Source organism: Streptomyces sp. Qhu_M48 (assembly GCF_051305195.1).
Taxonomy (GTDB): Bacteria; Actinomycetota; Actinomycetes; order Streptomycetales; family Streptomycetaceae; genus Streptomyces.
Genome location: NZ_CP195432.1, coordinates 4,393,830 through 4,420,481, shown reverse-complemented (window position 1 = coordinate 4,420,481; position 26,652 = coordinate 4,393,830). Strand labels below are relative to the sequence as shown.

Here is a 26,652-nt window from a genome sequence, read left to right as displayed (position 1 = left end):
GAGGGACGGGCACGGGACAGGACACGCCGTCCTCCCTCACCCGAAACCGTGCGTACGGATGGGCGGTGGGCCATGTTCTTCAGCGATCGCACCGACGCGGGTCGGCGACTGGCCGGCCTGCTCGACCGCCTCAAGGGCCATGACGTCGTGGTTCTCGGCCTGCCCCGGGGCGGGGTGCCGGTGGCCGCCGAGGTCGCGGACGCCCTGGACGCCCCGCTCGACATCTGTCTCGTGCGGAAGCTGGGCGTGCCCAGGCAGCCCGAACTCGCGATGGGCGCGCTCGGCGAGGGCGGTGTGCGGGTGCTGAACGAGCGGGTGCTGCGGGAGTCCGGGGTGACCGAGCGGGGTCTCGCCGAGGTCGAGCGGCGCGAGCACGCCGAACTCGACCAGCGGACCCGCCGCTACCGGGGCAGCAGACCGTCCGTCCCGGTGGAGGGCCGGACGGTCCTGGTCGTCGACGACGGTCTGGCCACGGGTGCCACGGCCCTCGCCGCGTGCCGGGTGGTCCGTGCCAGGGGCGCCGCGCGGATCGTGCTGGCCGTCCCGGTCGCGCCACGGGGCTGGACGGTCCGGCTCGGGGGCGAGGCCGACGAGACCGTGAGCGTCCACACGCCGGAGCAGTTCTTCGCGATCGGACAGTTCTACCGGGACTTCTCACAGACCGCCGACGCCGAGGTCGTCGCCTGTCTGGACCGGAACCGGGCCGCGCACGACCCGGTCGTCCAGGACTCGGACGTACGGATCCCCACGGCGGCCGGAGTGACGCTCGCCGGGCGGCTCGCCGTGCCCGAGGGAGCCCTGGGCACCGTCCTGTTCGCCCACGGCAGCGGCAGCGGACGACGCAGCCCCCGCAACCGTGAGGTCGCGGCGGCGCTCAACAGGGCGGGACTCGGCACGCTCCTGTTCGACCTGCTCACCGAGGCGGAGGCGGTCGACCGGGCGCATGTCTTCGACACCCCGCTGCTCGCCGGCCGGCTCACCGACGCGACGGAGTGGCTGGCCGGGCGCCCGGAGAGCGAGGGCCTCCCGCTGGGGTACTTCGGCGCGAGTACGGGAGCGGCCGCCGCGCTGTGGGCGGCGGGCGATCCCGAGTCCCAGGTGACCGCCGTCGTCTCACGCGGAGGCCGGCCGGACCTCGCGGCCGACCGTCTGGCCCGGGTCCGGGCTCCCACGCTCCTGGTGGTGGGAGGCCGGGACACGCCGGTCCTGGACCTCAACCGGCGGGCCCGGTCCCTGCTGCGCTGCGAGAGCCGGCTGGCCGTCGTCGACGGCGCCACGCACCTCTTCGAGGAGCCGGGCGCCCTGGAGGAGGTGGCGGAGCTCGCCACCTCCTGGTTCAGCGGGCACTTCCGGGGTCAGTAGGCCCCGTTGACCTGGTCCATCGAGCCGTACTTGTCGGCCGCGTAGTTGCAGGCGGCGGTGATGTTGGCGACCGGGTCGAACGGGTCCATCGACGTGCCGGGCACGTGATAGGCGCGGAAGGTCGGGTCGATGACCTGGAGAAGGCCCTTCGAGGGGGTGCCGGCCATCGCGTTGGAGTCCCACAGGTTGATGGCCTGCGGGTTGCCCGAGGACTCACGCATGATGTTGCGGTGGATCCCCTCGTAGGAACCGGGGATCCCGTGCTGGGCCATGACGGCCAGCGACTCGCGGATCCAGCCGTCGAGGTTGTTCGCGTACTGGGTGACGGCGACCGGGGCGGCCTGGACGGCACCGGCGGCGGAGGCCCCCGTGCCGGTGGCGGCGGGCGCGGCGGCCCGACGCTCGGAGCGGTCGGCCCGCTCGGTCGTGGAGGCCTTCTTCGCCTGGGCGGGAGCCGCCTTCGCGGAATCCTTACGAAGCGTCAGTTCAAGGCCCGGGTGAATGAGTGACGGATTGTCACCCACCACGCTCATGTTGGCCCGGTAAAGGCCCTTCCAGCCGCCCTGAATTCCCTTCTTCTGGGCGATCAGGGAAAGCGAGTCGCCGCTCACGACGGTGTAGGTACGGGCGGCGGCCGGGGCGGCGGGAGCCTTGGCGGCGGCCGGGGCCGCGGCAGGAGCGGCGGGGGCGGCGACGGCCCGGGTGGTGAATTCCGGGGCGCCGGAGACGGGCGCGGCACCGGCCGCCGCGGGGGCGATCAGCGGGAGGGCGAGGGCGACTCCACCTGTGCCGACCAGCGCGAGTCCATGGGAGACGGCGCGGCGTCGGGGGCGGCGGTGCTTACCGTGAGCAGGCATGACGGGATTCCTCTCCGGCGCCTGCGGGGTGAGCTGTCGGGTTCGGACGGGAGATGTCCGGCCGCGCGCACGCGGCTGCACCCCGAGCCGTCCCGGGATTCCGGGCCGGCGTATTCGTGGGTCCCCCGCTCCTGCCGTCGGGTGAAAAGGGAGGTATTTCGAGCGGTGGCAGGATTAGGCGATCCGCTCGAATGGAGGTGACCGTAGGCCAGTAATGCGACAGAGAACAAGAGGACCGGAGCCCCGGGCCCGGGAATTGGATCACCGAATTCGACGAATTCAAGATCGAACGCGCCGAAGGTCCCTCGAACTTCCTTGTCCGGCCCGGCATGCGCGGACTCCTGCCGCGAGCCTCGTCCCGGGAAAGTGAGTCGCGTCACCAGCGACCGTATGTCCGAATAGGGCTTTTGATTCCATAAATTAAGGAGTGGGCGGTAAAGGCCGCTTCGAAGAGGTGGACACTTGCCCTCAGAAGTCGCAAAACCGACATTCGTCGTGAAAGATGAGGTGACCCCGACCGAGGAGCTGCCCGGATGTCCCCCTCCGCCGCCCTGCTCACCCCCGACGGACTCGACCGCGAGGCCGCCGAGCTCTATGAGAGCGCCACCTGGCAGCGTGTCGTCACGGACTTGACCACCGCCCCGCCCTCCCCGCCCACGTCCCCGCCCACGCCCGTACTGTCGCCCGCGTCCTCGCCCGACGAGAGCTGGCGGGATCTGCTCACCGTGCCGGTGGACCGCCTCGTCGCGGACGCGCTCGTCGCGCTGCCGCCGTCCCCGCCGGCCGAGCACCGCCTCCCTGGCCGGATCGCGGCCGTCCTGCCCGACCGGCTGCACGCCTGGCGCCGTGTCGGCCGTCCGGATCTGCGCCCTTCGGTCCACCTCGGCTACGCGCGCCTCGTCCTGACGGAGTGGGGCTGGCAGAACGCCCCGTACAAGCTGCGTGACGCACGGGGGGCCCGGTGCGTCTGCGGAGCGCTGCTCGCCGCGCACCGGCTCGGCCACGGCAGCGCCCCGACCATGCACGAGGCCGCCGCCTGGATCATGGCCGAGCTCCGGTCGCGGGGCTGGAGCGAGCTGATCGGACCCTGGAACCGGGCTCCGGGCCGTACGGCGGCCGACGCGGTGGCCCTGCTCGACGCCACGATCCACCGCGCGGCGCGCGCGGGCCGCTGACGGCCGTGCCGATGAGCCGGGCGGTGGCCCGGAAGCCGCCCCCGGCTCATCGACGCGGGCCGCCGGGCCGCCGGGCCGCCCGGCCGCCGGCGTCAGCCGGTGACGCTCGCGGCGCCGGTCTCGATGTGGCCGGTGTACCGGCGCGACCAGGTGCCGTCGATGTCGACGACGATCGTGAAGTCGTACCAGCCGTTGTGGAGGGCCACCGCGTTGAAGAAGTCCTCCCGCGTGGAGTTCGCCGGGACCGTGTACGTCCACGGGCCGTCCGTACGGTAGGCGTTCGAGCGGATCGTGAAGGTCACCGGTCCCGCTGAGGTGTTGCTCATCCGGAACCAGAGCGCCGTCCGGCCCGTACCCGCCTCGGGCGCGAACCGGGCCGCCACCTCGACCGCCTTGCCCGCCTTGGAGGCGTCCCCGAGGAAGCGGCGCAGGAAGCGGTTGGGGCCCATCATCGAGATGTCGTACTTGCCCGATCCCGACCCGGTGCCGATGTTGAAGTAGTCGGTCGCCGTGGCGCCCGGGTCGACCGTGTACTGCCAGGCGGCCGTGTCGCGGTGCTGGTGCGGGTGGATCGAGAAATGGGCCGCCCGCTTGGCCTCCGCTCCCTGGTTCGCCATCGAGAACCAGGCCAGGATCTTGCCCGCGGACCCGAACTCGAAGCGGTCGAGGTTGCCGTTCACCTGGTAGGGGAGGGCGCGCGCCGGGCGGGTGCCCGACTCCTGCGCGGGCAGGGTGTTGTTCTGCGGGGCCGGGTTCGGCAGCGGCTTGCAGGTGGCCTGGCCGATCACCTTCGCCGTGGAGGGAAGGCCGGCCGGCACGCCGTACACCGGGTGGGCGAAGTCGAAGACGCCGGTCAGGTCACCCGTCACCTTCCGTCGCCAGGCGCTGATGTTGGGGCAGGCGGCGGGCGTGCCGAGCGCGGACGTCCAGGTCTCCATGAAGCGAAGCACGGAGGTGTGGTCGAAGACCTCGGAGCTCACCCAGCCGCCCCGGGTCCACGGGGACATGACAAGCATCGGGACGCGGAAGCCGAGGCCGATCGGCACGCCGTCGAGGTACTCGCCCGGGGTGCCCGGGGGAGCGACCGGCGGCGGCACGTGGTCGAAGAAGCCGTCGTTCTCGTCGTAGTTGAGGAAGAGCACCGTCGAGTCGAACACCTCGGCGTCGGCCGCCAGGGCGCGGTAGACGAGATCGACGAAGTGCGCGCCGTCCCCGGGCGGCGCGTACGGGTGCTCCGAGAACGCCTCGTTCGCGACCACCCACGACACTTGGGGCAGGGTGCCCGCGACGACGTCGGCGCGGATCGCCGCGGCGATGTCGTCCGGCGTCGACCCGGTGACCTTGGGGACCGATCCCATGCCCCGGTCGTACAGCGGGTCGCCGGGGCGGGCGTCGGTGAACCTCTTGAAGTACGCGAGGCCGTTGTCGCCGTAGTTGTCCTGGGCGTTCTGGTAGAGCTTCCAGCTCACCCCGGCGCGCTGCAGCGCCTCGGCGTACGTCTCCCAGGTGAGGCCCGACTCGTCGCCCCCGTCCTTGCTGGAGGCGTCGATCCTCCCGCTCCACAGGAAGGTGCGGTTGGGGCCCGTGGCGCTGAGCGCCGAGCAGAAGTACGCGTCGCAGATCGTGTAGTGGTCGGCGAGCGCGTGGTGGAAGGGGATGTCCTCGCGGTCGAGGTGGCCGAGGGTCCGGTTGTTGCCGACTCCGGTGACCCAGTTGTCGAGGCGCCCCTTGTTCCAGGCGGCGTGCTGCGAGGTCCAGCTGTGCGGCAGGTCGCCGTTGCACTGGGCGAGGGTCTCGCCGTCCACGCCACCGGCGGGCGGGGTGTCGCTGAGCTTCCAGGGGTACCGGCGGCCACCCCAGTCGGGCTGGTTGAACATCCCCCAGCCGCCGGGCAGGTTGCCCGCGGCGCGGTCGCCGAAGCCCCGGACGCCGCGCAGGGTGCCGAAGTAGTGGTCGAAGCTGCGGTTCTCCTGCATGAGGATCACCACGTGCTTGACGTCGGTGAGGGTGCCGGTGGCCGCCCGCGCGGCGGCGGACGCCCGGGCCGTCGGGAGCGCCGCGCCCGCCACGAGCCCCGCGCCGATACCGACGAATCCCCTGCGGCTGATGGGAATCATGCTCCGCCTCTCCTGTCACGCTGTGCCCCGGCGGCACGTGCGAGACATGATGGGGGAGGGGAGCTTAAAGGTATACATCCGCGCGGTAATTAAAGGATTAACTCCCCAGGACACCCCAGGGGCAAGGGAAAGAGGGCTCCTGATTGGTCCGACTGCATACCAATGTGAACCGGCGGCTCAGACGGCGAGCACCTTCACTCCGGCCTCGGTGAGCTGCGCGACCGCCTCCGGAGTGATACCCGTGTCGGTCACGAGGAGGTCGATCCGGTCCAGACCACAGATGCGTGCGAAAGCCCGGCGGCCCATCTTCGAGGAGTCGGTCACCACGACGACCCGGCTCGCGCGCTCCGCGAAGAGCCGGCTGATGCTCGCCTCGTCCTCCTGGTGGGCCATCACGCCGAGCGCGGCGTCCACCCCGTCGACGCCCAGCACCACCACGTCGAGCACGACCTCGTTGAGCACCCCGACCGTCAGCGGGCCCACCAGCTCGTACGTCTGGGGCCGGGCCACCCCGCCTGTCGTGACGATCTTGATCTGCGGACGCACCGCCAGCTCGCCCGCGATGTTGAGCGCGTTGGTGACGACGGTCAGGGCGGGTCCGGACGTCGCGGCTCCCCCCGTTCCCGCCGTCCCCGCCGTGTCCGCGCGGCCGCTCGCGAACCGCAGGGCGAGGGCGCGGGCCACCTCCGTGGTCGTCGTGCCACCGTTGAGCCCCACGACCTCTCCGGGGGCGATCAGATCGGCGGCGGCCTCCGCGATCCGTCGTTTCTCCGCCGCGTGCCGTGTCGACTTGTAGCGCAGGGGCAGCTCGTAGGAGACACCGTGCGCCACCGCCCCGCCCCGTGTCCGTATCAGCAGCTGCTGCTCGGCGAGTTCGTCGAGGTCCCGGCGGATCGTCGCGGCGGAGACGTCGAGGGCGGTCGCCGCCTCCTCGACCTCCAGCTTCCCCGAGGCCGCCAGTAGTTCAAGGAGCGTGTTCCACCGCTCGTGCTTGGACATGTGTCCCTCCCTCGGGCTCGTGCGCGCGTCCGATTCTATCCGTCGAAGGGCGCGGGACCTGGAAAGCCGCTGCATGTTTCTGCTTGAATGGCATCGACTTCAAGCATCTTCCATCATTCCTGTGCACTCTTCTTGCAAGGAGACCGGCATGAGCACCACCCGCACCGCCGTCGAGATCGCCTCCCAGCCGACGACCTGGCGTCAGGCTGCCCGCACCCTGCCCCAGCACACCTCCGCCCTGCCCCGGCGGGGCGAGCGGGTCGCGGTGATCGGCTGTGGCACGTCCTGGTTCATGGCCCTGGCCTACGCGGAACTGCGCGAGTCCGGCGGCCACGGCGAGACCGACGCCTTCGCCGCCTCGGAGTTCCCCTACGGGCGCCGCTACGACCGGGTCGTGGCGATCACCCGCTCCGGCACCACCAGCGAGGTCCTGGCCGTCCTGTCCAAGCTGCGCGGCACGGTCCCCACGGGCGCCGTCACGGCCGACCCGACGACCCCGGTCATGGACCTCGCCGACGAGGTCGCCGTCCTGGACTTCGCCGACGAGGAGTCGGTGGTCCAGACCCGCTTCGCGACCACGGCGCTCGCCCTGTTCCGCGCGCACCTGGAGTCCGAGGGCGCGCTCCCCGAGGGGGTGGCCACCGTCGAGGAGGCCGCGCGGGACGCCGAACAGGCCCTCACCGCCCCCCTGGACGAGAGCGTCCTGACGGCGGAGCAGTTCACCTTCCTCGGATCGGGCTGGACCTACGGACTCGCCCTGGAGGCCGGACTGAAGATGCGTGAGGCGGCCGGCGCCTGGACGGAGGCGTACCCGGCGATGGAGTACCGTCACGGCCCCATCAGTATCACCGGACCCGGCCGGGTCACCTGGGGCTTCGGCACCCTCCCGGCCGGCCTCGCCGACGAGGTGCGCAAGGTCGGAGGCACCCTCTCCGAGAGCGACCTCGACCCGCTGGCGGACCTGATCAGGGCCCAGCGGCTCGCCGTGGCGGTCGCCGAGGCCCAGGGCCTGAACCCGGACACGCCCCGGAACCTGACCCGTTCGGTGGTCCTCACCGACGCCCCCGCCTGACCGCCACCCCGCACCGCCGCCCACTCCCCGGGAGAAGAACGACCATGCCGTTGACGCCGACCGATGAGATCGTCCGCCGCGCCCGCGCGGCGGGCACCGGTGTGGGGGCGTTCAACGTCCTCCAGCTCGAACACGCCCAGGCCATCGTGGCCGGCGCGGAGCACGCCGACCGCCCCGTCGTGCTCCAGATCAGTGAGAACACCGTCCGCTACCACGGAGCCCTGGAGCCGGTCGCCCTCGCCTCGCTGGCCATCGCCCGCGCCGCGAAGACCTCCGTCGCCGTCCATCTGGACCACGCCGAGAACCCCGGCCTCGTCCGCGAGGCCGTCGTACTCGGCCTGGGATCCGTCATGTTCGACGCCTCGAAACTGCCCTACGCCGAGAACGTCGCCGCGACCCGCGAGGTCGTGGAGCACTGCCACCAGCACGGCGTCTGGGTCGAGGCCGAACTCGGCGAGGTCGGCGGCAAGGGCGGCGCCCACACCCCGGGCGTCCGGACCGACCCCGACGAGGCCCGCGCCTTCGTCGAGGCCACCGGCGTCGACGCCCTCGCGGTCGCGGTCGGCAGCTCCCACCAGATGCTGACCCGGGACGCCGTCCTGGACTTCGAGCTCATCGCCCGCCTGCGGGCCGCCGTCGACACCCCGCTCGTCCTGCACGGCTCGTCCGGCGTCTCCGACGCGGACCTCACCGCGGCCGTCGCGGCCGGCATGACCAAGGTGAACGTCTCCACCCACCTCAACAAGGCCTTCACCCGGGCCGTCCGCGAACACCTCGGCGACCACCCCACCGCGGTCGACCCGCGCCACTACCTGACCCCCGCCCGCGCGGCCGTCGCCCGCGAGGTCGCCCACCTCCTGGCCGTCCTGTCCCCGGCCTGACCCGGAGCGGCCCGGGGGGCCGGGCCGCTCACACCTCCTGAAGCGCCCTGAGCAGACCGCGTACGGCGGGCAGGGCCAGTGAGGACTCCCGCACCGCCGCGTGGATGGCACGGACCGGCTCCGGCCCCCGGACCTTCCGGACGACCACGTGCGGGTGCCGGCTGCCCAGGCCCGTCAACGGGATCAGGCTGACACCGAGACCGGCCGCGACGAACCCCTGCGCGGTCGCGTACTCCTCGCACTCCACCGCGATGTCCGGGGTGAACCCGGCGGCCGCGCAGGCGTCGAGGACGGCGTCGAGGCAGGGGCCGGGCCGCTCGCTGCCGACCCACGGTTCGGCGGCGAGCTCAGCCAGGTCGACGGCGGTACGGCGCCCGGCGAGCGGATGGCCCCTGGGCAGCACCGCGCGGTAGGGGTCGTCGAGCAGGTGGACCAGACGGAGGCCGTCGCCGAACCCGTCCGGGCCGCCGCCCCGGGGCCGTACGACCAGGGTCAGGTCGGCCTCCTCGTCGGGCGCGCCGTCGGCGATCCTCAGATCGACCCGAACCCCCGGATGCTCGGTACGGAACCGGGCGAGCGCGGGGGCGACGAGGTCGGCGCCCGCCGTGGCGAAGTACCGGACCGCGATCTGCCCGGTGCGCCCCGCCCGCAGATCGGCCAGGGCGGTCTCGGCCTCGGACACCTGACGTCCGATGACGGCGGCGTGCTCGGTGAGCAGCCGTCCGGCGGCGGTCGGCCGCACACCACGGCCGTACCGTTCGAGCAGCGCGATGCCGGCCTCCTTCTCCAGGACACCGATCTGCTGGCTCACGGCTGAGGGGGTGTAGCCGAGGTTCGCGGCAGCGGCGGTGACGGAGCCGCTGGTCACCACCGCCCGGAGCACCTGCATGCGTCTCACATCCAGCATGTAGCAGAGCTTAACGCCGGATACACGATTCTTCGCTTGTCCTGTCGGATCGCGCGGAGGACGGTGGGTGACATGACATCGGCGATACGCATGGGTGTCCTCGCCCTGCTCTGGGGCTCGGGCTTCCTCTGGATCAAGATCTCCCTCAACGAGGGCCTCACACCGGGATGGATCACCTTCGTACGGTGCCTGCTCGGCGCGGCGGTGCTCCTCACGCTCGCGTACGGCGCGGGGCAGCGACTGCCGGGGGACCCTGCCACCTGGGGGCGGCTCGTCGTCGCCGCCTTCTTCTGCAACGCCCTGCCGTTCCTGCTCTTCTCCATCGGCGAGCAGACCGTGGACAGCGGAGTGGCCGGCGTCCTCAACGCCACCACCCCGCTCTGGGCCCTCCTCATCGGTCTGACCCTGGGCTCGGAACGCCCCCTGCGCGTCCCGCGCCTGGCGGGCCTCGCGCTCGGCTTCGCCGGAGTCCTGCTGATCTTCGCGCCCTGGAGTCACGGCTCCGGCCTGATGAGCTGGGGCGCCCTCGCCCTCCTCGGCGCCTCCGCGAGCTACGCCGTGGCCTTCGCGTACATGGCCCGCCACCTCACCGGCCGGGGAACCGCGCCGCTGGCGCTCTCCGCCGCGCAGCTGACCACCGCGACCGGCCTGAGCACGCCCGCCCTGGCGGCCGGCGGAGCGGCGACGGTGACCTGGGCCGGTGTCCTCGCGGTGGTGGTCCTCGGGGTGTTCGCCACCGGGCTCACCTTCCACCTGAACTACCGGATGATCGCGGAGGAGGGTCCGACCGCCGCCGCCACGGTCGGCTATCTGCTGCCGGTGGTGTCCGTGACCCTGGGAGCCGTCGTCCTCGGCGAGCCCCTGACGGCACGGGTGGTGGCGGGGATGGCGGTCGTCCTGGTGGGGGTGGGCCTGACGCGATCGAACCGGACGCCGCCCGCCGGCACGGAGCCGCGCCCCGTCGTTCCCCCGTCCGCACGTGATCGGCTCGGCACCCCGTAGGGCGGGTCTTTCGGGCCAGGCCCTACTCGACCCGCTCGACGACGAAGACGGGGATCTCCCGGTCGGTCCTGCGCTGGTAGTCGGCGTAGTCGGGGAACGCGGCGACCGCGCGTTCCCACCAGGCCGCGCGCTCCTCGCCGGTGACCAGACGGGCGTTCATGTCCCACACCTCCGTGCCGTCGCGCAGTTCGACGAGCGGCGCGGCGACGAGGTTGTGGTACCAGACGGGGTGCTTCACCGCCCCGCCGTTCGAGGCGACGAGCGCGTACGCCCCCTCGTGCTCGACCCGCATGAGCGGGGTCTTGCGGATCTTGCCGCTCTTCACGCCGACGTTCGTGACCAGGACGACCGGCATGCCCCGCAGGGTCGTGCCCTTGGTGCCGCCGGACGACTCGTACAGCTCGACCTGGTCACGCACCCACTTCGTCGCGCTGGGCTCGTACTCACCTTCGAGTGGCATGGGATGTCCTTTCGGTGGTGTGCGGTGGCACCGGCGGACGGCCCGTCCCTTCGGCGCCGTCCGGTTCCGTCCCGCGGAAGGCAGCCGGGACCGGTGCGTTGTCAGTGCCGACTCCTAGGGTGGCAGCTGACGTGACGACAGCGGTGTGTGACACAGGGGAGAGCGGACGGCATGCGGGAATTGTTCCTGACGGACCAGCGGGCGTACATCCGGTGGATCGACCTGCCCGGAGACGGGCCCGTGCGGGTTTTCGTACACGGGCTCGGCTGCACCTCGGCATCGGACTTCGCCCACATCGCCGCCCACCCCGCCCTCGGCGGCGGCCGGGCGCTGCTCGTGGACCTCCTCGGCCACGGGCTCAGCGACCGGCCCGCGGAGTTCGACTACCGCATGGAGTCCCAGGCGGCGGCCGTGGCCGCCGTCCTCGACCACCTCGGTCTCACGGGCGTCGACCTCGTCGGGCACTCCATGGGCGGCGCGGTGACGATCCATCTGGCGGCCGCGCGTCCCGAGTTGGTGGGGAGGCTCGTGGTCGCGGAGCCGAACCTGTACGCGGGCGGGGGCGCGTTCAGTTCGCCGGTGGCCGCCCAGGACGAGGCGGTGTTCGTGGCGCGGGGGTTCGCCCGGATGCTGGCCGCCGCACAGCGCGCCGACTACGCGGCCCGGCTGCGCCTCGCCGACCCGCTGGCCGTGCACCGCAGCGCGGTCGCCCTGGTCCAGGGCAGTACGCCCGCGCCCGGCGACCTCCTCGCCGCGCTGCGGGCGCCCCGGACCTTCCTGGTGGGGGAGTTGAGCCTGCCGGACGCCGACGCGGAGAAGGCGGCCGCCTTCGGCGTTCCGGTGATCGAGGTGCCGCGCGCGGGGCACAACCTGATGCTGGACAACCCGGAGGGGTTCGCCGGCGCGCTCGCCCAGGCCCTCGCGACCGCCCCTGCTTCCGGCCACGACGGGAGCTGATCCGGCCACTTCGGGTGGGCGGGGAGGGAGTTCGATTGCAGGTGTATGGCAGATGCATGACAAGGCCTCAACTTCCTTGAGCTACGCCCGTAGAGCGGCCAGGCTGCTCAGCACGCCAGGACCGGACCCACCCGTCCCGGCCGTGCGCGTGGCCCCACGCGCCCCCCGTCGTGCCGCCCCACCCCCACCCGGCACGGCGCTCATCAGGAGGACTCCCTCGCAATGGCACTCCCGCAGAGCACCAAGACCCGTTTCGCCGTAACGGCCTCCGCCGCGACCGCCGCCGCCCTGCTCGGCACCTTCGCCGCCGTCCCCGCGCAGGCGGCCCCGGCCGAAGGCGTCGTCCTCGCGGCGGGTTCGGCCGACGCGGTACCCGGCAGCTACATCGTCACCCTCAAGCAGGGCGCGGGCTTCAAGGCCGCCTCCGCCAAGGGACGGAGCCTGATATCCGGATACGGCGGCACGGTCCGCACCACCTTCGGCTCCGCCGTCAACGGCTACGCCGCCGCCCTCGACGAGAAGGCGGCCCGCCGCCTCGCGGCCGACCCGGCCGTCGCCTCCGTCGAGCAGAACCGGATCGTCCGCGCCGACGCGACACAGACCAACGCCCCCTGGGGCCTGGACCGCATCGACCAGGCGAACCTGCCGCTCTCCGGGACGTACACCTACCCCGACACCGCCGGCGGCGGCGTCACGGCGTACGTGATCGACACCGGTGTCCGGATCAGCCACTCCCAGATCGCCGGGCGCGCCGTCAACGGGTACGACGCCGTCGACGGCGACACGGTCGCCCAGGACGGCAACGGGCACGGCACCCACGTCGCCACGACGATCGCGGGCTCCACCTACGGCGTGGCCAAGGCGGCGCGGATCGTGGCCGTCCGCGTGCTCGACAACAACGGCTCCGGCACCACGGCCGGCGTCATCGCGGGCATCGACTGGGTCACCGCCCACCACACGGCGGGCGCCCCGGCCGTCGCCAACCTCTCCCTCGGCGGCGGCGCCTCGACCGCTCTCGACAACGCCGTGAAGAACTCCATCGCCGACGGCGTCACCTACGCGGTCGCCGCGGGCAACTCCGGGGTCAACGCCTCCTCCACCTCGCCCGCCCGGGTCCCGGCGGCCATCACGGTCGGCGCCACGGGCACCACCGACGCCAAGGCCAGCTGGTCCAACTACGGCTCCGTCCTCGACCTCTTCGCCCCCGGCGTGTCCATCACCGCGGGCTGGAACACGAGCGACACCGCCACCAGCACCATCTCGGGCACCTCGATGGCCACCCCGCACGTCGCCGGCGCCGCCGCGATCCACCTCGCGGGCCACCCCTCCGCGACCCCCGCCCAGGTGGCCACCGCCCTCGTCAACGGAGCCACGACCGGCAAGGTGACCACCCCGGGCAGCGGCTCCCCGAACCGGCTCCTGAGGATCGTCCCGTAACACCGGCCAGCGGAACCGTGCGACGACCGCACCGCCCCGGAGGCAGTCGGCGCCTCCGGGGCGGAGCCACCGCCGGGCCCGGCGAGGGAGAAGGACGGCGACGGGGGCGGGCCCCCGCGTCCGGCGAGCCCCCGGCGCTGAGAGGATCGACCCCATGACCGATCCGTTCCGCCAGGAGTCCCAGGTGACCAGCCTCCTCACCTACGCCGACATCAAGACCGCCGCCGACCGGATCGGCGGCCACGTCCGCCCCGTCACGATCGCCCGCGCCGACACCGGCAGCGAGCCGTACGCCCTCCACTTCGCCCTGGAACTCATGCAGCACACCGGCTCCTTCAAAGCACGCGGCGCGCAGAACTTCCTCCTCGCACACCGGGAGGAGGGCACCCTCCCCGACGCCGGCGTGACGATCGCCTCCGGCGGCAACGCGGGTCTCGCGTGCGCCTGGGCGGCCCTCCGGCAGGGCGTCCGCGCCACGGTCTTCCTGCCGACGACCGCACCGAAGGTGAAGGCCGACAAGCTCCTCGGCTACGGCGCCGACGTCCGTCTCGTCGGCACGGAGTACGCCGAGGCGCTCGCCGCCTGCGAGGCCTTCGCCGCCGAGACCGGGGCGCTCGCCTCCCACGCGTACGACCATCCCCTGATCGCCGCCGGGGCCGGCACGCTGCTCGACGAGATCCAGGAGCGGATCCCGGACCTCGGCACCGTCGTCGTCGCGGTCGGTGGCGGCGGACTCTTCGCCGGTGTCGCCACCGCCGCCCGGCACCACGGCATCAGGACCGTCGCGGTCGAACCCGAGAACTGCCGTGCCCTCGACGCCGCCCTCCGGGCGGGACACCCGGTCGACGTGACCGTCGACTCCGTCGCCGCCGACTCCCTGGGTGCCCGCCGCGCCTCCGCCACCGCCGTCGCGGCCGCCCAGGAGGACGGTGTCCGCACCGTCCTCGTCACGGACGCCAGGATCACCCGCGTCCGCCGATCCCTCTGGGACGACCGCCGTCTAGCCGTCGAGCACGCGGCCGCCACCGCCCTGGCCGCCCTGGCGTCCCCGGACCCGTCGGACCCGTCGGACGGGACGGGCCGCGGCTACCGCCCGGCCCCGGGCGAGAAGGTCTGTGTCGTCCTCTGCGGCGCCAACACCGACCCCGCCGACCTCGTGCCCACCCCGGCGGAGGGTGCGAGATGACCGCACGGACCGCACCGACTCCTCCGGCCGCCGACGACCCGGCGTTCCGGGCGTGGCTCCGTACGCTCGCGGACGACCTCGACCTCGACCTCGACCGCGTCGACAACTCCGGCGCCCCGGGCCGCCTGGCCTTCTTCCGGGACACGTTCTCGTACAACGGCGCCGTGCCGGCCCCCTACTTCGTGCCGCTCCTCGCCGAGCACCGGCGGATCCACGCCGAGCGCGTCGTCACCGCGCTCCTCGTGGGGGTGTACGGGGACACCGGGCGCACCCTCGACGTTCCGGTCCACTACGAGTGGCCCGGCGAACAGGAGCCGGCCGGCCGGCTCACCGTCGGGCACGAGACGGTCCACGGCATCGACCCGGCCGACATCGCCCTGGAGGCCGCGGAGGGCGTGCAGTGCCTCCTCGCCGACCGCGACAGGCTGGTCTGGCCGCTCTGCCCCGACCACCGTGTCGGCGTCCACGCCACCCCGACCCCTACCGGACCGGCCTGGGTCTGCGCGGCCGGTGCCCACGTGGTGGACCGGTTGCCGGACTGACCCGCCGGAGGAAGGTGCGCAGGTGGCCGGTGGTGTGGAGGGGGCGTCCCGTGCGTCAGGATGGGGGCATGACCGAAATTCGTACCCCCCGTCTCCTCCTCCGACGCTGGACCGACGACGACCTCGTCCCGCTGTCCGAGATCAACGCCGACCCCGAGGTCATGCGCTGGATCGGTGACGGCTCGGTCCGGGACCTGGAGGAGACCGCGGAGGACATCGAGCGGTACGAGGAGGAGTGGGACGAGGAGGGCTTCGGCCTCTTCGCCGTCGAGCTCCTGGCCTCGGGCGAGCTGATCGGCTTCGCCGGCCTGTCCCTGCCGGAGTTCCTGCCCGAGGTGATGCCGGACGTCGAGATCGGCTGGCGCCTGGGCAGACCCTTCTGGGGACAGGGGTACGCCTCCGAGGCCGCCCACGCGGTCCTGGAGTTCGCGCTCCAGGACCGCGGTCTCGACCGGGTCGTCGCCATCACGCACATCAGCAACCAGGCCTCCGAGAACGTCATCGGCAAGCTCGGGATGTCCGAGGAGCGGGAGACGAACCACCCGGTCTTCGGCCTTCCCCTGCGCGTCTACGCGATCGACCTCACCGAGTACGAGGCCTGAGCCCCGCGGGCGACCCGGTGTCAGCGGGTCGCTCAGTGACGCTCGGGCAGGTCCCGCTCGGCAGGCAGCGACGTCAGGTCACGGGCCGCGGACGGGGCGGCGGCGCGCGAGGACGCGGCGGGCGCGGGCTTCTTGCCGCAGAACGCGGGCTCCAGCACCCCGCCGAGCGCCGTGTTGGCGACGCCGCGGTTCGAGGTGTTCGCCATGGCCGAGAGGCTGCGGCGGCCGTCACGGGTCGAGAAGGTGTACGTGTAGAAGCCCTGCACGGTGCCGGTGTGACCGAACACCTGCGTCCCGCACGACAGGTTGTACCGGCGCAGGCCGAGGCCGTAGAACCGGGTGTTGGCGGCGTCGGTCGGCGTGACCGTCGTCATGGCCTCCATCATCGCCGGGGACAGCAGCCGGCCGCGCAGCAGGGCGCTGGTGAAGGTGTTGAGATCGGCGGGGTTGGAGATGACCGCACCGGCGGACTGTGCCCAGGACACGGTCTGCTCCGTGGAGTCCACCAGCGCGCCGCCGGCCTCGTCGGGGTGCAGGTAGCCGCGGACGTGCGCGCCCTTGATCCGGGTCTCGGGGTGCACGTACGAGGTGTTGCGCAGCTTCAGCGGCTTGAAGATGCGGTGCTCGTACGCCGTGGCCACGGGCTTCCCGGTGAGCTTCTCGATGAGCATGCCGACGACCACGAAGTTGGCGTTCGAGTACTGGTAGGAGACACCGGGCTGGGTGGTCCGGGGCTCGCTCAGGGAGAGGTCGACGAGCTCCTGGTAGCTGAACACCCGGTTCCGCACGGCCTCGAAGCCCGGCACGGTGTTGGCGAACATCGCGTTGGTGTAGTCGGCGAGACCGCTGCGGTGGGTCAGCAGGTGACGGACCGTGATGCGGTCGTCGGGGAGCAGGCCCGGGAGGTAGGTGTTCACCGGCTGGTCCAGCTCCAGCCTGCCCTCCTCGACCAGCTGGAGGAGCACGACGGTCGAGAACGTCTTGCTGACGCTGCCGATCCGGAAGCGCGACTGGATGTCCATGGGCGTGCCCGAGACACGGTCCTGGACACCGGCGGTGCGGCTCTTGACCCCGGTGGGGCCGGAGAAGCGGGCCATCGCTCCCGGTGCCCCGTTGGCCATGGCCGCGTCGAGCGCGGCGGCGACGCCGTCCATGTCGGGCGCGGGGACGGCGGGCGTGGTGGTGGCCGGGGTGGCTGCGGCGGGGGTGCTGGGAGCGGCGAACGCGCTGGTGGCGGGAGTGACGCCGGCGGCGAGCGCGGCGATCAGGGTGGCGCTCACGGCCACACGGCGGTGCGACGACAGGGGCACGTTGGTTCCTCGACTTCTTCCGGGACGTTCGGCACGGCACACGGCAGAGGTGCGCCGAGAGGTACGGGCACTCCCGGCCGCCAGGCCTGGCTCCCGGTACCCATGGATCATGAGTGCCAACGCGCGACTTCGGTTCCTGACACGGCACGCGGTTTTGCGGAACCCGCAGTTCCGAGGCGTGCGGGAACGACCGGGGGCCCGGCCGGCCGACGGAGTGTCGGCCGGCCGGGCCCCTGAGGGTCGACCGCGATCCGGACGAGGTCCGGAGGAGGATCAGACGGTGTCGAACCGGTCCAGGTCCATGACACGGCTCCACGCGGAGACGAAGTCGTTCACGAACTTCTCCTTCGCGTCGTCGCTCGCGTAGACCTCGGCCAGCGCGCGCAGCTCGGAGTTCGAGCCGAAGACCAGGTCGGCGCGGGTGCCCGTCCACCTGACCTCGCCCGTGGCGGAGTCGCGGCCCTCGAACGTGTTCGCGTCCTCGGACGTCGCCGACCAGGTCGTGCCCATGTCGAGCAGGTTGACGAAGAAGTCGTTCGTCAGGGAGCCCGGGGTCGTGGTGAGGACACCGTGCGCGGACTGCTGGTGGTTCGCCCCCAGGACGCGGAGGCCACCGACGAGGACCGTCAGCTCGGGCGCGCTCAGGGTCAGCAGGTTGGCGCGGTCGACGAGCAGGTACTCGGCCGGGAGGCGGTTGCCCTTGCCCAGGTAGTTGCGGAAGCCGTCCGCCTGCGGCTCCAGGGCGGCGAAGGACTCGACGTCCGTCTGCTCCTGGCTCGCGTCCACACGGCCCGGGGTGAAGGGGACCTCGACGTCGAAGCCGGCGTCCTTGGCGGCCTTCTCGACCGCCGCGGAACCCGCGAGCACGACCAGGTCGGCGATCGAGACCTTCTTGGCGCCCGCGGCGTCGAAGGACGCCTTGATGCCTTCGAGGGTGCGCAGCACCTGCGCCAGCTCGTCCGGGTTGTTGACCTCCCAGTTGCGCTGCGGCTCCAGGCGGATGCGGCCGCCGTTGGCGCCGCCTCGCTTGTCGCTGCCGCGGAAGGAGGAGGCCGCGGCCCAGGCCGCGGAGACCAGCTGCGCGACGGTGAGGTCCGAACCGAGGATCCGCTCCTTGAGGGAGGCGACGTCCGCGGCGTCGAGCAGCTCGCCCTCGCGGGCCGGCAGCGGGTCCTGCCACAGCAGGACCTCGGAGGGGACCTCCGGGCCGAGGTAGCGCACGACGGGACCCATGTCACGGTGCGTCAGCTTGTACCAGGCGCGGGCGAAGGCGTCCGCGAACTGCTCGGGGTTCTCGTAGAAGCGCCGCGAGATCTGCTCGTACGCCGGGTCGAAGCGCAGCGACAGGTCGGTGGTGAGCATCGTCGGGAGGTGCTTCTTCGACGCGTCGTGGGCGTCGGGGATGATCGCCTCGGCGTTCTTCGCCACCCACTGGTGCGCACCGGCCGGGCTCTTGGAGAGCTCGTACTCGTACTCGAAGAGGTGCTTGAAGAAGTCGTGGCCCCACTGCGCGGGGGTGGTGGTCCAGGTGACTTCGAGACCACTGGTGATCGCGTCGGCGCCCTTGCCGGTGCCGTACGAGTTCGCCCAGCCGAAGCCCTGCGCCTCCAGAGGGGCGGCCTCGGGGTCGTCGCCGACGTTCTCCGCGGGACCGGCGCCGTGGGTCTTGCCGAAGGTGTGGCCACCGGCGATGAGGGCGACGGTCTCCTCGTCGTTCATCGCCATGCGGCGGAAGGTCTCGCGGATGTCGCGGGCCGCGGCGACCGGGTCCGGGTTGCCGTTGGGGCCCTCGGGGTTGACGTAGATGAGGCCCATCTGGACCGCGCCGAGCGGGTTCTCCAGCTCGCGGTCGCCGGTGTAGCGGTCGTCGCCGAGCCAGGTGGTCTCGGGGCCCCAGTAGACGTCCTCGTCGGCCTCCCACACGTCGGCGCGGCCGCCGGCGAAGCCGAAGGTCTCGAAGCCCATCGTCTCCAGGGCGACGTTGCCGGTGAGGATCATCAGGTCGGCCCAGGAGATGTTCTGGCCGTACTTCTTCTTCACGGGCCACAGCAGACGGCGGGCCTTGTCCAGGTTGCCGTTGTCCGGCCAGCTGTTGAGCGGCGCGAAGCGCTGCTGACCGGCGCCGGCGCCACCGCGGCCGTCGCTGATGCGGTACGTACCGGCGCTGTGCCAGGCCATACGGATCATGAGCGGGCCGTAGTGGCCGAAGTCGGCGGGCCACCAGTCCTGCGAGGTGGTGAGGACGTCGGCGATGTCACGCTTCACGGCCGCGAGGTCGAGGGCCTTGAACGCCTCGGCGTAGTCGAACTCCGCGCCGAGCGGGTTCCCCACGACGGGGTTCGTGGCGAGGATCTTCAGGTTGAGCCGCTCCGGCCACCACTGGCGGTTGCCGCCGCCCTGGGTCGGGTGCGCGGCACGACCGTGCGCGACCGGGCAGCCTCCCGTGCCCTCGGGGGCGGGGTCGGTGACGATTGCGTCGTGGTTCTCGGACATGCAAATCCTTCCGGACGGGGCGGATCGTGGGCTGCTCGGCCGTGGCGGGTGCCGGCGCGGGTCTTGCGCCCGACCGGCCCCGTGGTGTCCCTTGGCTACTGCCGGAACCGATCCTACAATGGACAGAGTCCAAGTCAAGAACCCTGCCAATCATCCGAAGAGGTGAGCCGGAAATGAGTGACCTGCTGGAGCGGCTGCGTGTGCGCGGCTGGCGGATGACGTCACAGCGACGTGTCGTCGCGGAGGTCCTCGCCGGCGAGCACGTCCACCTCACGGCCGACGAGGTGCACGCGCGAGCGGTGGCGCGGCTGCCGGAGATCGCGCGGGCGACGGTCTACAACACCCTGGGGGAACTGGTCGCCCTGGGGGAGGTGGTGGAGCTCTCCACCGACGGCCGGGCGAAGCGGTACGACCCGAACGCGCACCGCCCGCACCAGCATCTGGTCTGCTCGAACTGCGGGATCATCCGCGACGTCCACCCGACCGGGGATCCGCTGGCGGTCCTGCCGCCCGCGGAGCGGTTCGGCTTCACCGTCGCGAAGGCGGACGTGACGTACCGGGGGCTCTGCCCCGCCTGCGCCTGAGCGGGCGACGGGGAACGGGAGGAGCCCCTCCACCGGGTCGGTGGAGGGGCTCCTCCCGTGCGGCGTTCGCCGCGGGCGCTGCTTCGGGACGCTTCTCGTTCGGGAACTCCCTTTGCGGGACGCCTCCTTCGGGCCGTCCCGCTCGGCGTCCTACTTCAGGACCGCGAGCGCGTCGTCGTAGCTGGGCTCCTCGGCGATCTCGCCCACGAGCTGCGCGTGCAGGACCGTGTCGTTCTCGTCGAGGACGACGACGGCGCGGGCGGTGAGGCCGGCCAGCGGGCCGTCCGCGATCTCCACGCCGTAGTTGGTGTGGAACTCACGGCCGCGGAGCGTCGAGAGGCTCTTGACGTTCTCCAGCCCCTCGGCGCCGCAGAAGCGCGCCTGGGCGAAGGGGAGGTCGGCGGAGATGCAGAGCACCACCGTGTTGTCCAGCGCGCCGGCCTTCTCGTTGAAGGCGCGGACGGAGGACGCGCACGTCGGGGTGTCGACGCTGGGGAAGATGTTGAGGACCTTGCGCTGACCGGCGTAGTCCTTCAGCGACTTGTCCGCCAGACCCTCGGCGACGAGCGTGAAGTCAGGAGCCTGGCTCCCCGGCGTCGGAAGGGCGCCGTTGACCTGTACGGGGCTGCCCTTGAGCGTGACCTGGGCCATGGGGGATCTCCTTCGGGCGAAGTAAGTGACAACGGGGGGAATCGTACGGCGTGCGGACTCGTCCGCCGGACACGGCCGTCCGGACGCCCGGGGCGGGGGCAGGTCGCCAGCTGTTCAGGGATGCGAACATCCGGGTCCTGTATCGGGGTGTCTGCGGTACGAACAACCTCTTCGCCGCTTGGGAGACCCTTACCCCCGCCGGCAACCCGCGCTGACCGGAGTGCGCGGGGGAGTCCGTACCTCTTGACGCCCCCTTACTTCACTTCTTAAATCATGGAGGCTAGCAAAGCGGTTCGCGCGGTGTCATGTCATGAGCATGACTTGCCATCGCGTCTCCCCCCACACCCGACGGAAGAGAGAGTCATGCCCTCCTCCCGCTCCACACGGCGCCCGCTGTTCACCGCCGTGACGGCCCTCGCCCTCGCCGTGGCCACCGCGGCCCTCGGCCCCGGCGCCCTCGCCGGTCCGCCCGGCCCGGGACAGCCGCTCGCCGCCGTGCAACCCGCCGTCCAGCCCGCCGCCGAGGCCGCCGCCGTCACCTTCTCCGACGACTTCGACGGCGCCGCGGGCGCCGCCGTCGACGGCGCGCGGTGGCAGATCGAGACCGGCGACAACGTCAGCAACCACGAGCGGCAGTACTACACGGCCGGCAACCGGAACGCCGCCCTCGACGGCCAGGGCCACCTCGTGATCACCGCCCGCAAGGAGAACCCGGGCAACTACCAGTGCTGGTACGGCCGGTGCGAGTACACCTCCGCCCGGCTCAACACCGCCGGGAAGTTCACCACCCGGTACGGGCACGTCGAGGCCCGTATGAAGGTGCCGCGCGGCCAGGGCATGTGGCCCGCGTTCTGGATGCTCGGCAACGACCTCGGCCAGGTCGGCTGGCCCGCCTCCGGCGAGATCGACATCATGGAGAACGTCGGATTCGAGCCGTCCACCGTCCACGGCACCCTGCACGGCCCCGGCTACTCCGGCTCCGGCGGCATCGGCGCCGGATACACCCTGCCCGGCGGTCAGGCCTTCGCCGACGCCTTCCACACCTTCGCGGTGGACTGGTCGCCCAACAGGATCACCTGGTCCGTCGACGGGACCGTCTACCAGACCCGCACGCCCGCCGACCTCGGCGGCCGGACCTGGGTCTTCGACAAGCCCTTCTTCCTCATCCTCAACCTCGCGGTCGGCGGCTACTGGCCCGGCGACCCGGACGGCTCGACCGCCTTCCCGCAGCAACTCGTCGTCGACCACGTCCGCGTCACCACCGCCGACGGCCCCACCACCGGGGGGCCGATCACCGGGATCGGCGGCAAGTGCGTCGACGTGGCCGCGGCGAACAGCGCGAACGGCACCCCCGTCCAGCTCTACGACTGCAACGGCACCGGCGCCCAGCAGTGGACCGTGGCGGCGGACGGCAGCATCCGGGCGCTCGGCAAGTGCCTCGACGTCACCTCCGCCGGAACCGCCGACGGCACCCCCGTCCAGCTCTGGGACTGCAACGGCACGGCGGCCCAGCGCTGGACCGCCAACGCCGCCCGCGACATCGTCAACATCGGATCCGGCAAGTGCCTGGACGCCACCGGCAACAGCTCAGCCAACGGCACCAGGCTGCAGATCTGGACCTGCGGCGGCACACCGAACCAGAAGTGGACGGTGACCCGCTGACCGGCTGGCCCGCTGACCGGCCGGCCGGCTGACCCGTTGGCCGGCCGGCCGGCTGACCGTCGACCGGCCGGTCCGTCCCCTCACCCACCCGCCCACCCGCCCCGCTCGCCCACCGACGGGCCGGCCCCCCCCGCCCCCTCACCCGGACGAGTCGCCGGTCCACGCGTCCGGCGGCCCACGTACGCTCGTCCCGTGCCACCCACCCTCCGCCTCCACCGCGTCGCCGTCCTCGTACTCGAAGGGGCGAAGCCGCTCGACGTCGGGATTCCCGCGCAGGTCTTCACGACCCGCGCGAGCATGCCGTACGAGGTGCGGGTGTGCGGCGCGGAACCCGGACTCGTCGCCGGGGGCGACGGCCTCTCGTACGCCGTCGCCCACGGCCTGTCCACGCTCGCGTGGGCCGACATCGTCTTCGTCCCCGGCTACCGCTTCCCCGACCGCGAGGACCCGCCGCGCGCCGTCGTCGAGGCGCTGGTCGCCGCCCACGACCGGGGCGCCCGCCTCGCCGCGATCTCCACGGGCGCCTTCGCGCTCGCCGCGACGGGCCTGCTCGACGGCAAGCGCGCCACCACCCACTGGCACTACACCCAGGCCCTCGCGGCGAAACGCCCCCTCGTCCAGGTCGACGAGAACGTCCTCTTCGTCGACGAGGGCAGCGTGCTCACCTCCGCGGGCGCCGCCTCCGGCATCGACCTGTGCCTGCACATCCTGCGCGGCGACCTCGGGGTCGCCGCCGCCAACCACGCGGCCCGACGCCTCGTCGCCGCCCCCTACCGCAGCGGAGGCCAGGCGCAGTACGTGCCGCGCAGCCTGCCCGAGCCGCTGGGCGAACGGTTCGCCGCCACCCGCGAGTGGGCGCTCCACCGGCTCGGCGATCCGCTCACCCTCGACGTGCTGGCCCAGCACGCGGCCGTGTCGGCGCGCACCTTCTCGCGCCGCTTCGTCGAGGACACCGGGTACACGCCCATGCAGTGGGTGATGCGGGCCCGCGTCGACCTCGCCCGTGAGCTCCTGGAGCGCTCGGAGCGGAGCGTCGAGCAGATCGCCGCCGACGTCGGGCTCGGCACCGGCGCGAACCTGAGGATGCACTTCCAGCGCATCCTCGGCACCACGCCGAGCGACTACCGGCGGACCTTCACCAAGGGCGCGTAGCGGGCCCGGGGACCGCCCCGAAGGACGCTTGGCGCGATCCTTGCGGACCGTGGCGATCCCGCCTCTGTCAGGACCGTTCCCGCCGAGCGAACCTGGTGGCGACGCAGAAGGTGAAGGGACACCACTCATGACTCGCATCGCCATCAACGGATTCGGCCGCATCGGACGCAACGTGCTGCGCGCGCTCCTGGAGCGCGACACCGACCTGGAGGTCGTGGCCGTCAACGACCTGACGGAGCCGGCCGCCCTCGCGCGGCTGCTCGCCTTCGACTCGACCTCGGGTCGCCTGGGCCGTCCGGTGAGCGTCGACGGGGACACCCTCGTCGTCGACGGCCACCGCATCAAGGTCCTCGCCGAGCGCGAGCCGGCGCAGCTTCCGTGGGCCGAGCTCGGGGTCGAGATCGTCCTTGAGGCGACCGGTCGCTTCACGTCGGCCAAGGCCGCCCGCGGCCACATCGACGCCGGGGCCAAGCGCGTGCTGGTCAGCGCGCCCGCCGACGGTGCCGACGTCACGCTGGCGTACGGCGTCAACACCGACGCGTACGACGCGGACCTGCACACCATCGTCTCGAACGCCTCGTGCACGACCAACGCGCTCGCGCCCCTCGCCAAGGTCCTCGACGACCTCGCGGGCATCGAGCACGGCTTCATGACGACCGTCCACGCCTACACGCAGGAGCAGAACCTGCAGGACGGTCCGCACCGCGACCCGCGCCGCGCCCGCGCCGCCGGCGTCAACATCGTCCCGACCTCGACGGGTGCCGCCAAGGCCATCGGCCACGTGCTGCCGAACCTCGACGGCAAGCTGTCGGGCGACTCGATCCGCGTACCGGTCCCGGTCGGCTCGATCGTCGAGCTCAACACGACGGTCGCCCGCGACGTGACCCGCGAGGACGTCCTCGCGGCGTACCGCGCGGCGGCGGAGGGCCCGCTCGCCGGTGTCCTGGAGTACTCGGAGGACGCTCTCGTCTCCTCCGACATCACGGGGAACCCGGCCTCGTCGATCTTCGACTCGGAGCTGACCCGCGTCGAGGGCCGTCACATCAAGGTCGTCGCCTGGTACGACAACGAGTGGGGCTTCTCGAACCGCGTGATCGACACGCTCCAGCTGCTGGCCCGCTGACCCGGACGCCACCACCCGCCCACCGCCCTCGCCGAGCCACGGATTCGGCGGGGGCGGCGTGCGTGCGCGCGGGCCGGGGAGCGGCGTCGTGGGCAGGTGCCCAAGCCGGCCCCGGAAGGTCTGGGCTCCTGCGGACAGACACCCGCGCCGGCGCGCTCGATCATGGCCTGGTCACGCTTGCGAGGACGCGCAACGTGCCCGATCCGTGAAGGAGTTCGTATGCCAGGGAGAATTCCGGGGAGAACGAGCCGTGTGTTCGGCGGTCTCCTGCTCGCCGCCCTGATGGCCGTGTGCGCCGTACCGGGAACCGCCGGCGCGGCGGTCGACGAGGGGACGGCGGGGAGTGTCCCGTCCGTCGGCGCCGACTGGGGCCGGCCGGGCCCGTACGAGGTGGGCGTCGACATCGAGGCGGTGCACACCTTCTACTACCCGAAGGACATGGGGCGGTCGGGGGAGCGGCACCCGGTGATCATCTGGGGCAACGGGACCGGCGCGGTGCCGGGGTTCTACGGCTCGCTGCTGCGGCACTGGGCGAGCCACGGATTCATCGTCGCCGCCGCCAACACCCCCACGTCGAACTTCGCGATCAGCATGCGCGCCGGGATCGACGTCCTGGAGCACCGGAACACGGACGCCTCCAGCCGCTTCCACGGCAAGGTGGACCTCGACCACATCGCCTCCGCCGGGCACTCGCAGGGCGGTGCGGCCGCCGTCAACGCCGCCGTCGACCCCCGGGTCGACACCGCCCTCCCCATCCAGCCCGGCCCGCTGACCGACCCGGACCTGATGGACGAGCCGGTCTTCTACCTGGCGGGCCAGCGCGACCTGACGGTCTGGCCGGCCCTGGTGAAGGCCCTGTACCGGGACTCGGACCACGTGCCCGCCGTGTACGGCGAGGTCCGTGGCGCCGGGCACCTCGGCTCCATCGGGGACGGTGGGGACTTCCGAGCCCCGACCACCGCGTGGCTGCGCTTCTGGCTGCTCGATGACGAGAACGCGCGGGGCGTCTTCTTCGGTCCCGGGTGCGGCTACTGCGTCGACGACGACCTGTGGTCCGGCTGGCAGCGCAACTCCGGGGCCCTCCGGATCCCGGGCCCCGCGAGCTGACGTCACCCCGGGAGGTCCCCGTTCAGCGGCGGGCGGCGCGCACGAGCAGGGTGCCGCCCACCGCCGGGACGGCCAGGGCGAACGCGAGGATCAGCAGGAGCTCCGTCGGACCGAGCCGGGAGGACGCCCCGAGCAGGGTGCCCAGGAGCACGAGCACCGGCACGGCCACGGCCGTGCCGGTCCCGACGATCTTGTCGCGCGTCTCCCACTGGGGGGCGGCCCACAGCAGCACCAGGCCGGCGATCAGGGCGATCGCTCCCACCACGGAGCTGAACAGGATCAGCACGCCGGAGACGGCGAGCAGGACGGCGGTCAGCTTCGTGCGGCCGGGTGCGGCCGTGGCGGCCCTCCCGGCGGGCGCCTCCTCGGCGAGGGCGGAGGCGGCCACGGTACGGGGTTCGCCGAGCCCGGCCAGGACCGCCCGGAGCCGGGCGTCGTCCTCGGCCCCGCTGACCTCGATGTGCTCGCGGAGGTCCGCGAGGAGCTCGGCCCGGCGCTCGGCGGGCAGTTCGGCCGTCTCCCGCGCGACGGCGTCGAGGTAGGCGGAGACGAGCGGGTGCCGGTCTGTGGTGTTCATGCGGAATCCCCCTGTGGGTCGGTGAGGAAGTGGTCGACGGCGTCCCGGAACAGCGGCCACGCCCCGGCGAACTCGGCGAGCGAGGCCCGGCCGACGGCCGTGAGCGTGTAGTAGCGGCGTGGCGGCCCGCTGGGCGACTCGCGGAGCTCGGTGTCGACGAGCCCTTCGCGCCGCAGTCGCGACAGCAGGGGGTAGATCGTGCCCTGACTGGTGGTCATGACGCTGACCGCGGAGAGCTCGGCGACGAGCTCGACGCCGTACTTCGGCTCGTCCCTGAGCAGCGCGAGGACGCAGTACTCCAGCACGCCCTTGCGGAGCTGACTGGGGACCCTGTCGCCCCCGCCGTTCATTGCGTTACCAGGAACCATGCAATGCAAGATACCTACGGAAGTGATCTCCGACAAGCCCGGCCCCCAAGGACGGACGTCCCCGGGGGC

Annotated in this window: 25 protein-coding genes and 1 riboswitch; of the genes, 15 read left to right on the top strand and 10 right to left on the bottom strand. The window is 72.4% G+C overall.

The annotated features are described in order from the left end of the window. Positions 1–72: 72 nt before the first annotated feature. Positions 73–1,362, top strand: a complete 1,290-nt coding sequence (locus ACRRSS_RS20055) for a phosphoribosyltransferase family protein (RefSeq protein ID WP_435972486.1) — start codon at positions 73–75, stop codon at positions 1,360–1,362. On the opposite strand, the gene ACRRSS_RS20050 is transcribed toward ACRRSS_RS20055, so the two are convergent. After that, entirely contained in the window at positions 1,356–2,219 is an 864-nt protein-coding gene (locus ACRRSS_RS20050) for a LysM peptidoglycan-binding domain-containing protein (RefSeq protein ID WP_435972485.1), read from the bottom strand. The two genes, ACRRSS_RS20055 and ACRRSS_RS20050, sit on opposite strands and share 7 nt — an antisense overlap. Before the next feature lie 5 nt (positions 2,220–2,224). Further along, a riboswitch (cyclic di-AMP (ydaO/yuaA leader) is annotated at positions 2,225–2,381 on the bottom strand. 371 nt (positions 2,382–2,752) lie between these two features. Here ACRRSS_RS20050 and ACRRSS_RS20045 point away from each other — a divergent pair. After that, the gene (locus ACRRSS_RS20045; RefSeq protein WP_435972484.1) at positions 2,753–3,394 is read left to right on the top strand and encodes a DUF6197 family protein; all 642 of its coding nucleotides are present in this window, start codon (positions 2,753–2,755) and stop codon (positions 3,392–3,394) included. Positions 3,395–3,486: 92 nt separating this feature from the next. On the opposite strand, the gene ACRRSS_RS20040 is transcribed toward ACRRSS_RS20045, so the two are convergent. Next, complete coding sequence (locus tag ACRRSS_RS20040) at positions 3,487–5,511, bottom strand: phosphocholine-specific phospholipase C (RefSeq protein ID WP_435972483.1); 2,025 nt, start codon at positions 5,509–5,511, stop codon at positions 3,487–3,489. A 177-nt stretch (positions 5,512–5,688) separates the two neighbouring features. Next, on the bottom strand, positions 5,689–6,510 hold the full coding sequence (locus tag ACRRSS_RS20035; RefSeq protein WP_435972482.1) for a DeoR/GlpR family DNA-binding transcription regulator: 822 nt from the start codon (positions 6,508–6,510) through the stop codon (positions 5,689–5,691). Positions 6,511–6,658: 148 nt separating this feature from the next. Here ACRRSS_RS20035 and ACRRSS_RS20030 point away from each other — a divergent pair, with 148 nt between their 5' ends. Both ACRRSS_RS20030 and ACRRSS_RS20025 read left to right on the top strand, forming a co-directional pair. After that, positions 6,659–7,582, top strand: a complete 924-nt coding sequence (locus tag ACRRSS_RS20030) for an SIS domain-containing protein (RefSeq protein ID WP_435972481.1) — start codon at positions 6,659–6,661, stop codon at positions 7,580–7,582. A gap of 44 nt (positions 7,583–7,626) precedes the next feature. Then, the gene (locus ACRRSS_RS20025) at positions 7,627–8,463 is read left to right on the top strand and encodes a class II fructose-bisphosphate aldolase (RefSeq protein ID WP_435972480.1); all 837 of its coding nucleotides are present in this window, start codon (positions 7,627–7,629) and stop codon (positions 8,461–8,463) included. Between the two features lie 28 nt (positions 8,464–8,491). Here ACRRSS_RS20025 and ACRRSS_RS20020 read toward each other — a convergent pair whose 3' ends face one another. Next, entirely contained in the window at positions 8,492–9,370 is an 879-nt protein-coding gene (locus ACRRSS_RS20020) for a LysR family transcriptional regulator (RefSeq protein ID WP_435972479.1), read from the bottom strand. Positions 9,371–9,442: 72 nt separating this feature from the next. Between ACRRSS_RS20020 and ACRRSS_RS20015 the strand changes: the two genes are divergently transcribed. After that, the gene (locus tag ACRRSS_RS20015) at positions 9,443–10,372 is read left to right on the top strand and encodes a DMT family transporter (protein WP_435972478.1); all 930 of its coding nucleotides are present in this window, start codon (positions 9,443–9,445) and stop codon (positions 10,370–10,372) included. A 22-nt stretch (positions 10,373–10,394) separates the two neighbouring features. On the opposite strand, the gene ACRRSS_RS20010 is transcribed toward ACRRSS_RS20015, so the two are convergent. Then, complete coding sequence (locus ACRRSS_RS20010) at positions 10,395–10,832, bottom strand: nitroreductase family deazaflavin-dependent oxidoreductase (protein ID WP_435972477.1); 438 nt, start codon at positions 10,830–10,832, stop codon at positions 10,395–10,397. A gap of 171 nt (positions 10,833–11,003) precedes the next feature. Here ACRRSS_RS20010 and ACRRSS_RS20005 point away from each other — a divergent pair, with 171 nt between their 5' ends. The 5 genes from ACRRSS_RS20005 (at position 11,004) to ACRRSS_RS19985 (ending at position 15,556) form a co-directional block, all read left to right on the top strand. Beyond that, positions 11,004–11,789, top strand: coding sequence for an alpha/beta fold hydrolase (locus ACRRSS_RS20005; protein ID WP_435972476.1), 786 nt, complete (start codon positions 11,004–11,006; stop codon positions 11,787–11,789). Between the two features lie 222 nt (positions 11,790–12,011). Further along, entirely contained in the window at positions 12,012–13,226 is a 1,215-nt protein-coding gene (locus ACRRSS_RS20000) for a S8 family peptidase (protein WP_435972475.1), read from the top strand. A gap of 154 nt (positions 13,227–13,380) precedes the next feature. Continuing rightward, positions 13,381–14,412: a serine/threonine dehydratase gene (locus ACRRSS_RS19995; protein ID WP_435972474.1), complete on the top strand. Its 1,032-nt coding sequence runs from the start codon at positions 13,381–13,383 to the stop codon at positions 14,410–14,412. Continuing rightward, positions 14,409–14,954, top strand: coding sequence for a hypothetical protein (locus tag ACRRSS_RS19990; RefSeq protein WP_435972473.1), 546 nt, complete (start codon positions 14,409–14,411; stop codon positions 14,952–14,954). Before ACRRSS_RS19995 ends, ACRRSS_RS19990 begins: the two co-directional genes overlap by 4 nt. A gap of 68 nt (positions 14,955–15,022) precedes the next feature. Then, complete coding sequence (locus tag ACRRSS_RS19985; protein ID WP_351908858.1) at positions 15,023–15,556, top strand: GNAT family N-acetyltransferase; 534 nt, start codon at positions 15,023–15,025, stop codon at positions 15,554–15,556. A 32-nt stretch (positions 15,557–15,588) separates the two neighbouring features. On the opposite strand, the gene ACRRSS_RS19980 is transcribed toward ACRRSS_RS19985, so the two are convergent. Continuing rightward, on the bottom strand, positions 15,589–16,866 hold the full coding sequence (locus ACRRSS_RS19980) for a serine hydrolase domain-containing protein (protein WP_435972472.1): 1,278 nt from the start codon (positions 16,864–16,866) through the stop codon (positions 15,589–15,591). 273 nt (positions 16,867–17,139) lie between these two features. Further along, entirely contained in the window at positions 17,140–19,359 is a 2,220-nt protein-coding gene (gene katG, locus ACRRSS_RS19975) for a catalase/peroxidase HPI (RefSeq protein WP_435972471.1), read from the bottom strand. Positions 19,360–19,532: 173 nt separating this feature from the next. On the opposite strand from katG, the gene ACRRSS_RS19970 reads away from it, so the two are divergent. Further along, a complete protein-coding gene (locus ACRRSS_RS19970; protein WP_351908862.1) occupies positions 19,533–19,943 on the top strand; it encodes a Fur family transcriptional regulator in 411 nt (136 codons plus the stop codon). A 150-nt stretch (positions 19,944–20,093) separates the two neighbouring features. Here ACRRSS_RS19970 and tpx read toward each other — a convergent pair whose 3' ends face one another. Continuing rightward, complete coding sequence (tpx, locus tag ACRRSS_RS19965; RefSeq protein ID WP_435972470.1) at positions 20,094–20,594, bottom strand: thiol peroxidase; 501 nt, start codon at positions 20,592–20,594, stop codon at positions 20,094–20,096. A gap of 363 nt (positions 20,595–20,957) precedes the next feature. Between tpx and ACRRSS_RS19960 the strand changes: the two genes are divergently transcribed. The 4 genes from ACRRSS_RS19960 to ACRRSS_RS19945 all read left to right on the top strand — a co-directional run bounded on the left by ACRRSS_RS19960 (position 20,958) and on the right by ACRRSS_RS19945 (position 25,638). Continuing rightward, on the top strand, positions 20,958–22,256 hold the full coding sequence (locus tag ACRRSS_RS19960) for a ricin-type beta-trefoil lectin domain protein (protein ID WP_435972469.1): 1,299 nt from the start codon (positions 20,958–20,960) through the stop codon (positions 22,254–22,256). A gap of 192 nt (positions 22,257–22,448) precedes the next feature. Then, positions 22,449–23,408, top strand: a complete 960-nt coding sequence (locus ACRRSS_RS19955; RefSeq protein WP_435972468.1) for a GlxA family transcriptional regulator — start codon at positions 22,449–22,451, stop codon at positions 23,406–23,408. Positions 23,409–23,535: 127 nt separating this feature from the next. Continuing rightward, complete coding sequence (gene gap / locus ACRRSS_RS19950) at positions 23,536–24,531, top strand: type I glyceraldehyde-3-phosphate dehydrogenase (RefSeq protein ID WP_351908872.1); 996 nt, start codon at positions 23,536–23,538, stop codon at positions 24,529–24,531. 219 nt (positions 24,532–24,750) lie between these two features. Then, positions 24,751–25,638, top strand: coding sequence for a poly(ethylene terephthalate) hydrolase family protein (locus ACRRSS_RS19945; protein WP_435972467.1), 888 nt, complete (start codon positions 24,751–24,753; stop codon positions 25,636–25,638). A 22-nt stretch (positions 25,639–25,660) separates the two neighbouring features. On the opposite strand, the gene ACRRSS_RS19940 is transcribed toward ACRRSS_RS19945, so the two are convergent. Beyond that, the gene (locus ACRRSS_RS19940) at positions 25,661–26,215 is read right to left on the bottom strand and encodes an HAAS signaling domain-containing protein (protein ID WP_435972466.1); all 555 of its coding nucleotides are present in this window, start codon (positions 26,213–26,215) and stop codon (positions 25,661–25,663) included. Further along, positions 26,212–26,583: a PadR family transcriptional regulator gene (locus ACRRSS_RS19935; protein ID WP_435972465.1), complete on the bottom strand. Its 372-nt coding sequence runs from the start codon at positions 26,581–26,583 to the stop codon at positions 26,212–26,214. Before ACRRSS_RS19935 ends, ACRRSS_RS19940 begins: the two co-directional genes overlap by 4 nt. Between the last annotated feature and the right edge of the window lie 69 nt (positions 26,584–26,652).

What these genes read in the sequence shown, in the direction of transcription:
- katG (WP_435972471.1), bottom strand. Translation starts at nt 19,359, where the DNA reads ATGTCCGAGAACCACGACGCAATCGTCACCGACCCCGCCCCCGAGGGC.
- ACRRSS_RS20045 (WP_435972484.1), top strand. Translation starts at nt 2,753, where the DNA reads ATGTCCCCCTCCGCCGCCCTGCTCACCCCCGACGGACTCGACCGCGAG.
- ACRRSS_RS20055 (WP_435972486.1), top strand. Translation starts at nt 73, where the DNA reads ATGTTCTTCAGCGATCGCACCGACGCGGGTCGGCGACTGGCCGGCCTG.
- ACRRSS_RS20050 (WP_435972485.1), bottom strand. Translation starts at nt 2,219, where the DNA reads ATGCCTGCTCACGGTAAGCACCGCCGCCCCCGACGCCGCGCCGTCTCC.
- ACRRSS_RS20020 (WP_435972479.1), bottom strand. Translation starts at nt 9,370, where the DNA reads ATGCTGGATGTGAGACGCATGCAGGTGCTCCGGGCGGTGGTGACCAGC.
- tpx (WP_435972470.1), bottom strand. Translation starts at nt 20,594, where the DNA reads ATGGCCCAGGTCACGCTCAAGGGCAGCCCCGTACAGGTCAACGGCGCC.
- ACRRSS_RS20030 (WP_435972481.1), top strand. Translation starts at nt 6,659, where the DNA reads ATGAGCACCACCCGCACCGCCGTCGAGATCGCCTCCCAGCCGACGACC.
- ACRRSS_RS20005 (WP_435972476.1), top strand. Translation starts at nt 11,004, where the DNA reads ATGCGGGAATTGTTCCTGACGGACCAGCGGGCGTACATCCGGTGGATC.
- gap (WP_351908872.1), top strand. Translation starts at nt 23,536, where the DNA reads ATGACTCGCATCGCCATCAACGGATTCGGCCGCATCGGACGCAACGTG.
- ACRRSS_RS20000 (WP_435972475.1), top strand. Translation starts at nt 12,012, where the DNA reads ATGGCACTCCCGCAGAGCACCAAGACCCGTTTCGCCGTAACGGCCTCC.
- ACRRSS_RS19960 (WP_435972469.1), top strand. Translation starts at nt 20,958, where the DNA reads ATGCCCTCCTCCCGCTCCACACGGCGCCCGCTGTTCACCGCCGTGACG.
- ACRRSS_RS20040 (WP_435972483.1), bottom strand. Translation starts at nt 5,511, where the DNA reads ATGATTCCCATCAGCCGCAGGGGATTCGTCGGTATCGGCGCGGGGCTC.
- ACRRSS_RS19995 (WP_435972474.1), top strand. Translation starts at nt 13,381, where the DNA reads ATGACCGATCCGTTCCGCCAGGAGTCCCAGGTGACCAGCCTCCTCACC.
- ACRRSS_RS20010 (WP_435972477.1), bottom strand. Translation starts at nt 10,832, where the DNA reads ATGCCACTCGAAGGTGAGTACGAGCCCAGCGCGACGAAGTGGGTGCGT.
- ACRRSS_RS19985 (WP_351908858.1), top strand. Translation starts at nt 15,023, where the DNA reads ATGACCGAAATTCGTACCCCCCGTCTCCTCCTCCGACGCTGGACCGAC.
- ACRRSS_RS19945 (WP_435972467.1), top strand. Translation starts at nt 24,751, where the DNA reads ATGCCAGGGAGAATTCCGGGGAGAACGAGCCGTGTGTTCGGCGGTCTC.
- ACRRSS_RS19970 (WP_351908862.1), top strand. Translation starts at nt 19,533, where the DNA reads ATGAGTGACCTGCTGGAGCGGCTGCGTGTGCGCGGCTGGCGGATGACG.
- ACRRSS_RS20025 (WP_435972480.1), top strand. Translation starts at nt 7,627, where the DNA reads ATGCCGTTGACGCCGACCGATGAGATCGTCCGCCGCGCCCGCGCGGCG.
- ACRRSS_RS20015 (WP_435972478.1), top strand. Translation starts at nt 9,443, where the DNA reads ATGACATCGGCGATACGCATGGGTGTCCTCGCCCTGCTCTGGGGCTCG.
- ACRRSS_RS19990 (WP_435972473.1), top strand. Translation starts at nt 14,409, where the DNA reads ATGACCGCACGGACCGCACCGACTCCTCCGGCCGCCGACGACCCGGCG.
- ACRRSS_RS19935 (WP_435972465.1), bottom strand. Translation starts at nt 26,583, where the DNA reads ATGGTTCCTGGTAACGCAATGAACGGCGGGGGCGACAGGGTCCCCAGT.
- ACRRSS_RS20035 (WP_435972482.1), bottom strand. Translation starts at nt 6,510, where the DNA reads ATGTCCAAGCACGAGCGGTGGAACACGCTCCTTGAACTACTGGCGGCC.
- ACRRSS_RS19940 (WP_435972466.1), bottom strand. Translation starts at nt 26,215, where the DNA reads ATGAACACCACAGACCGGCACCCGCTCGTCTCCGCCTACCTCGACGCC.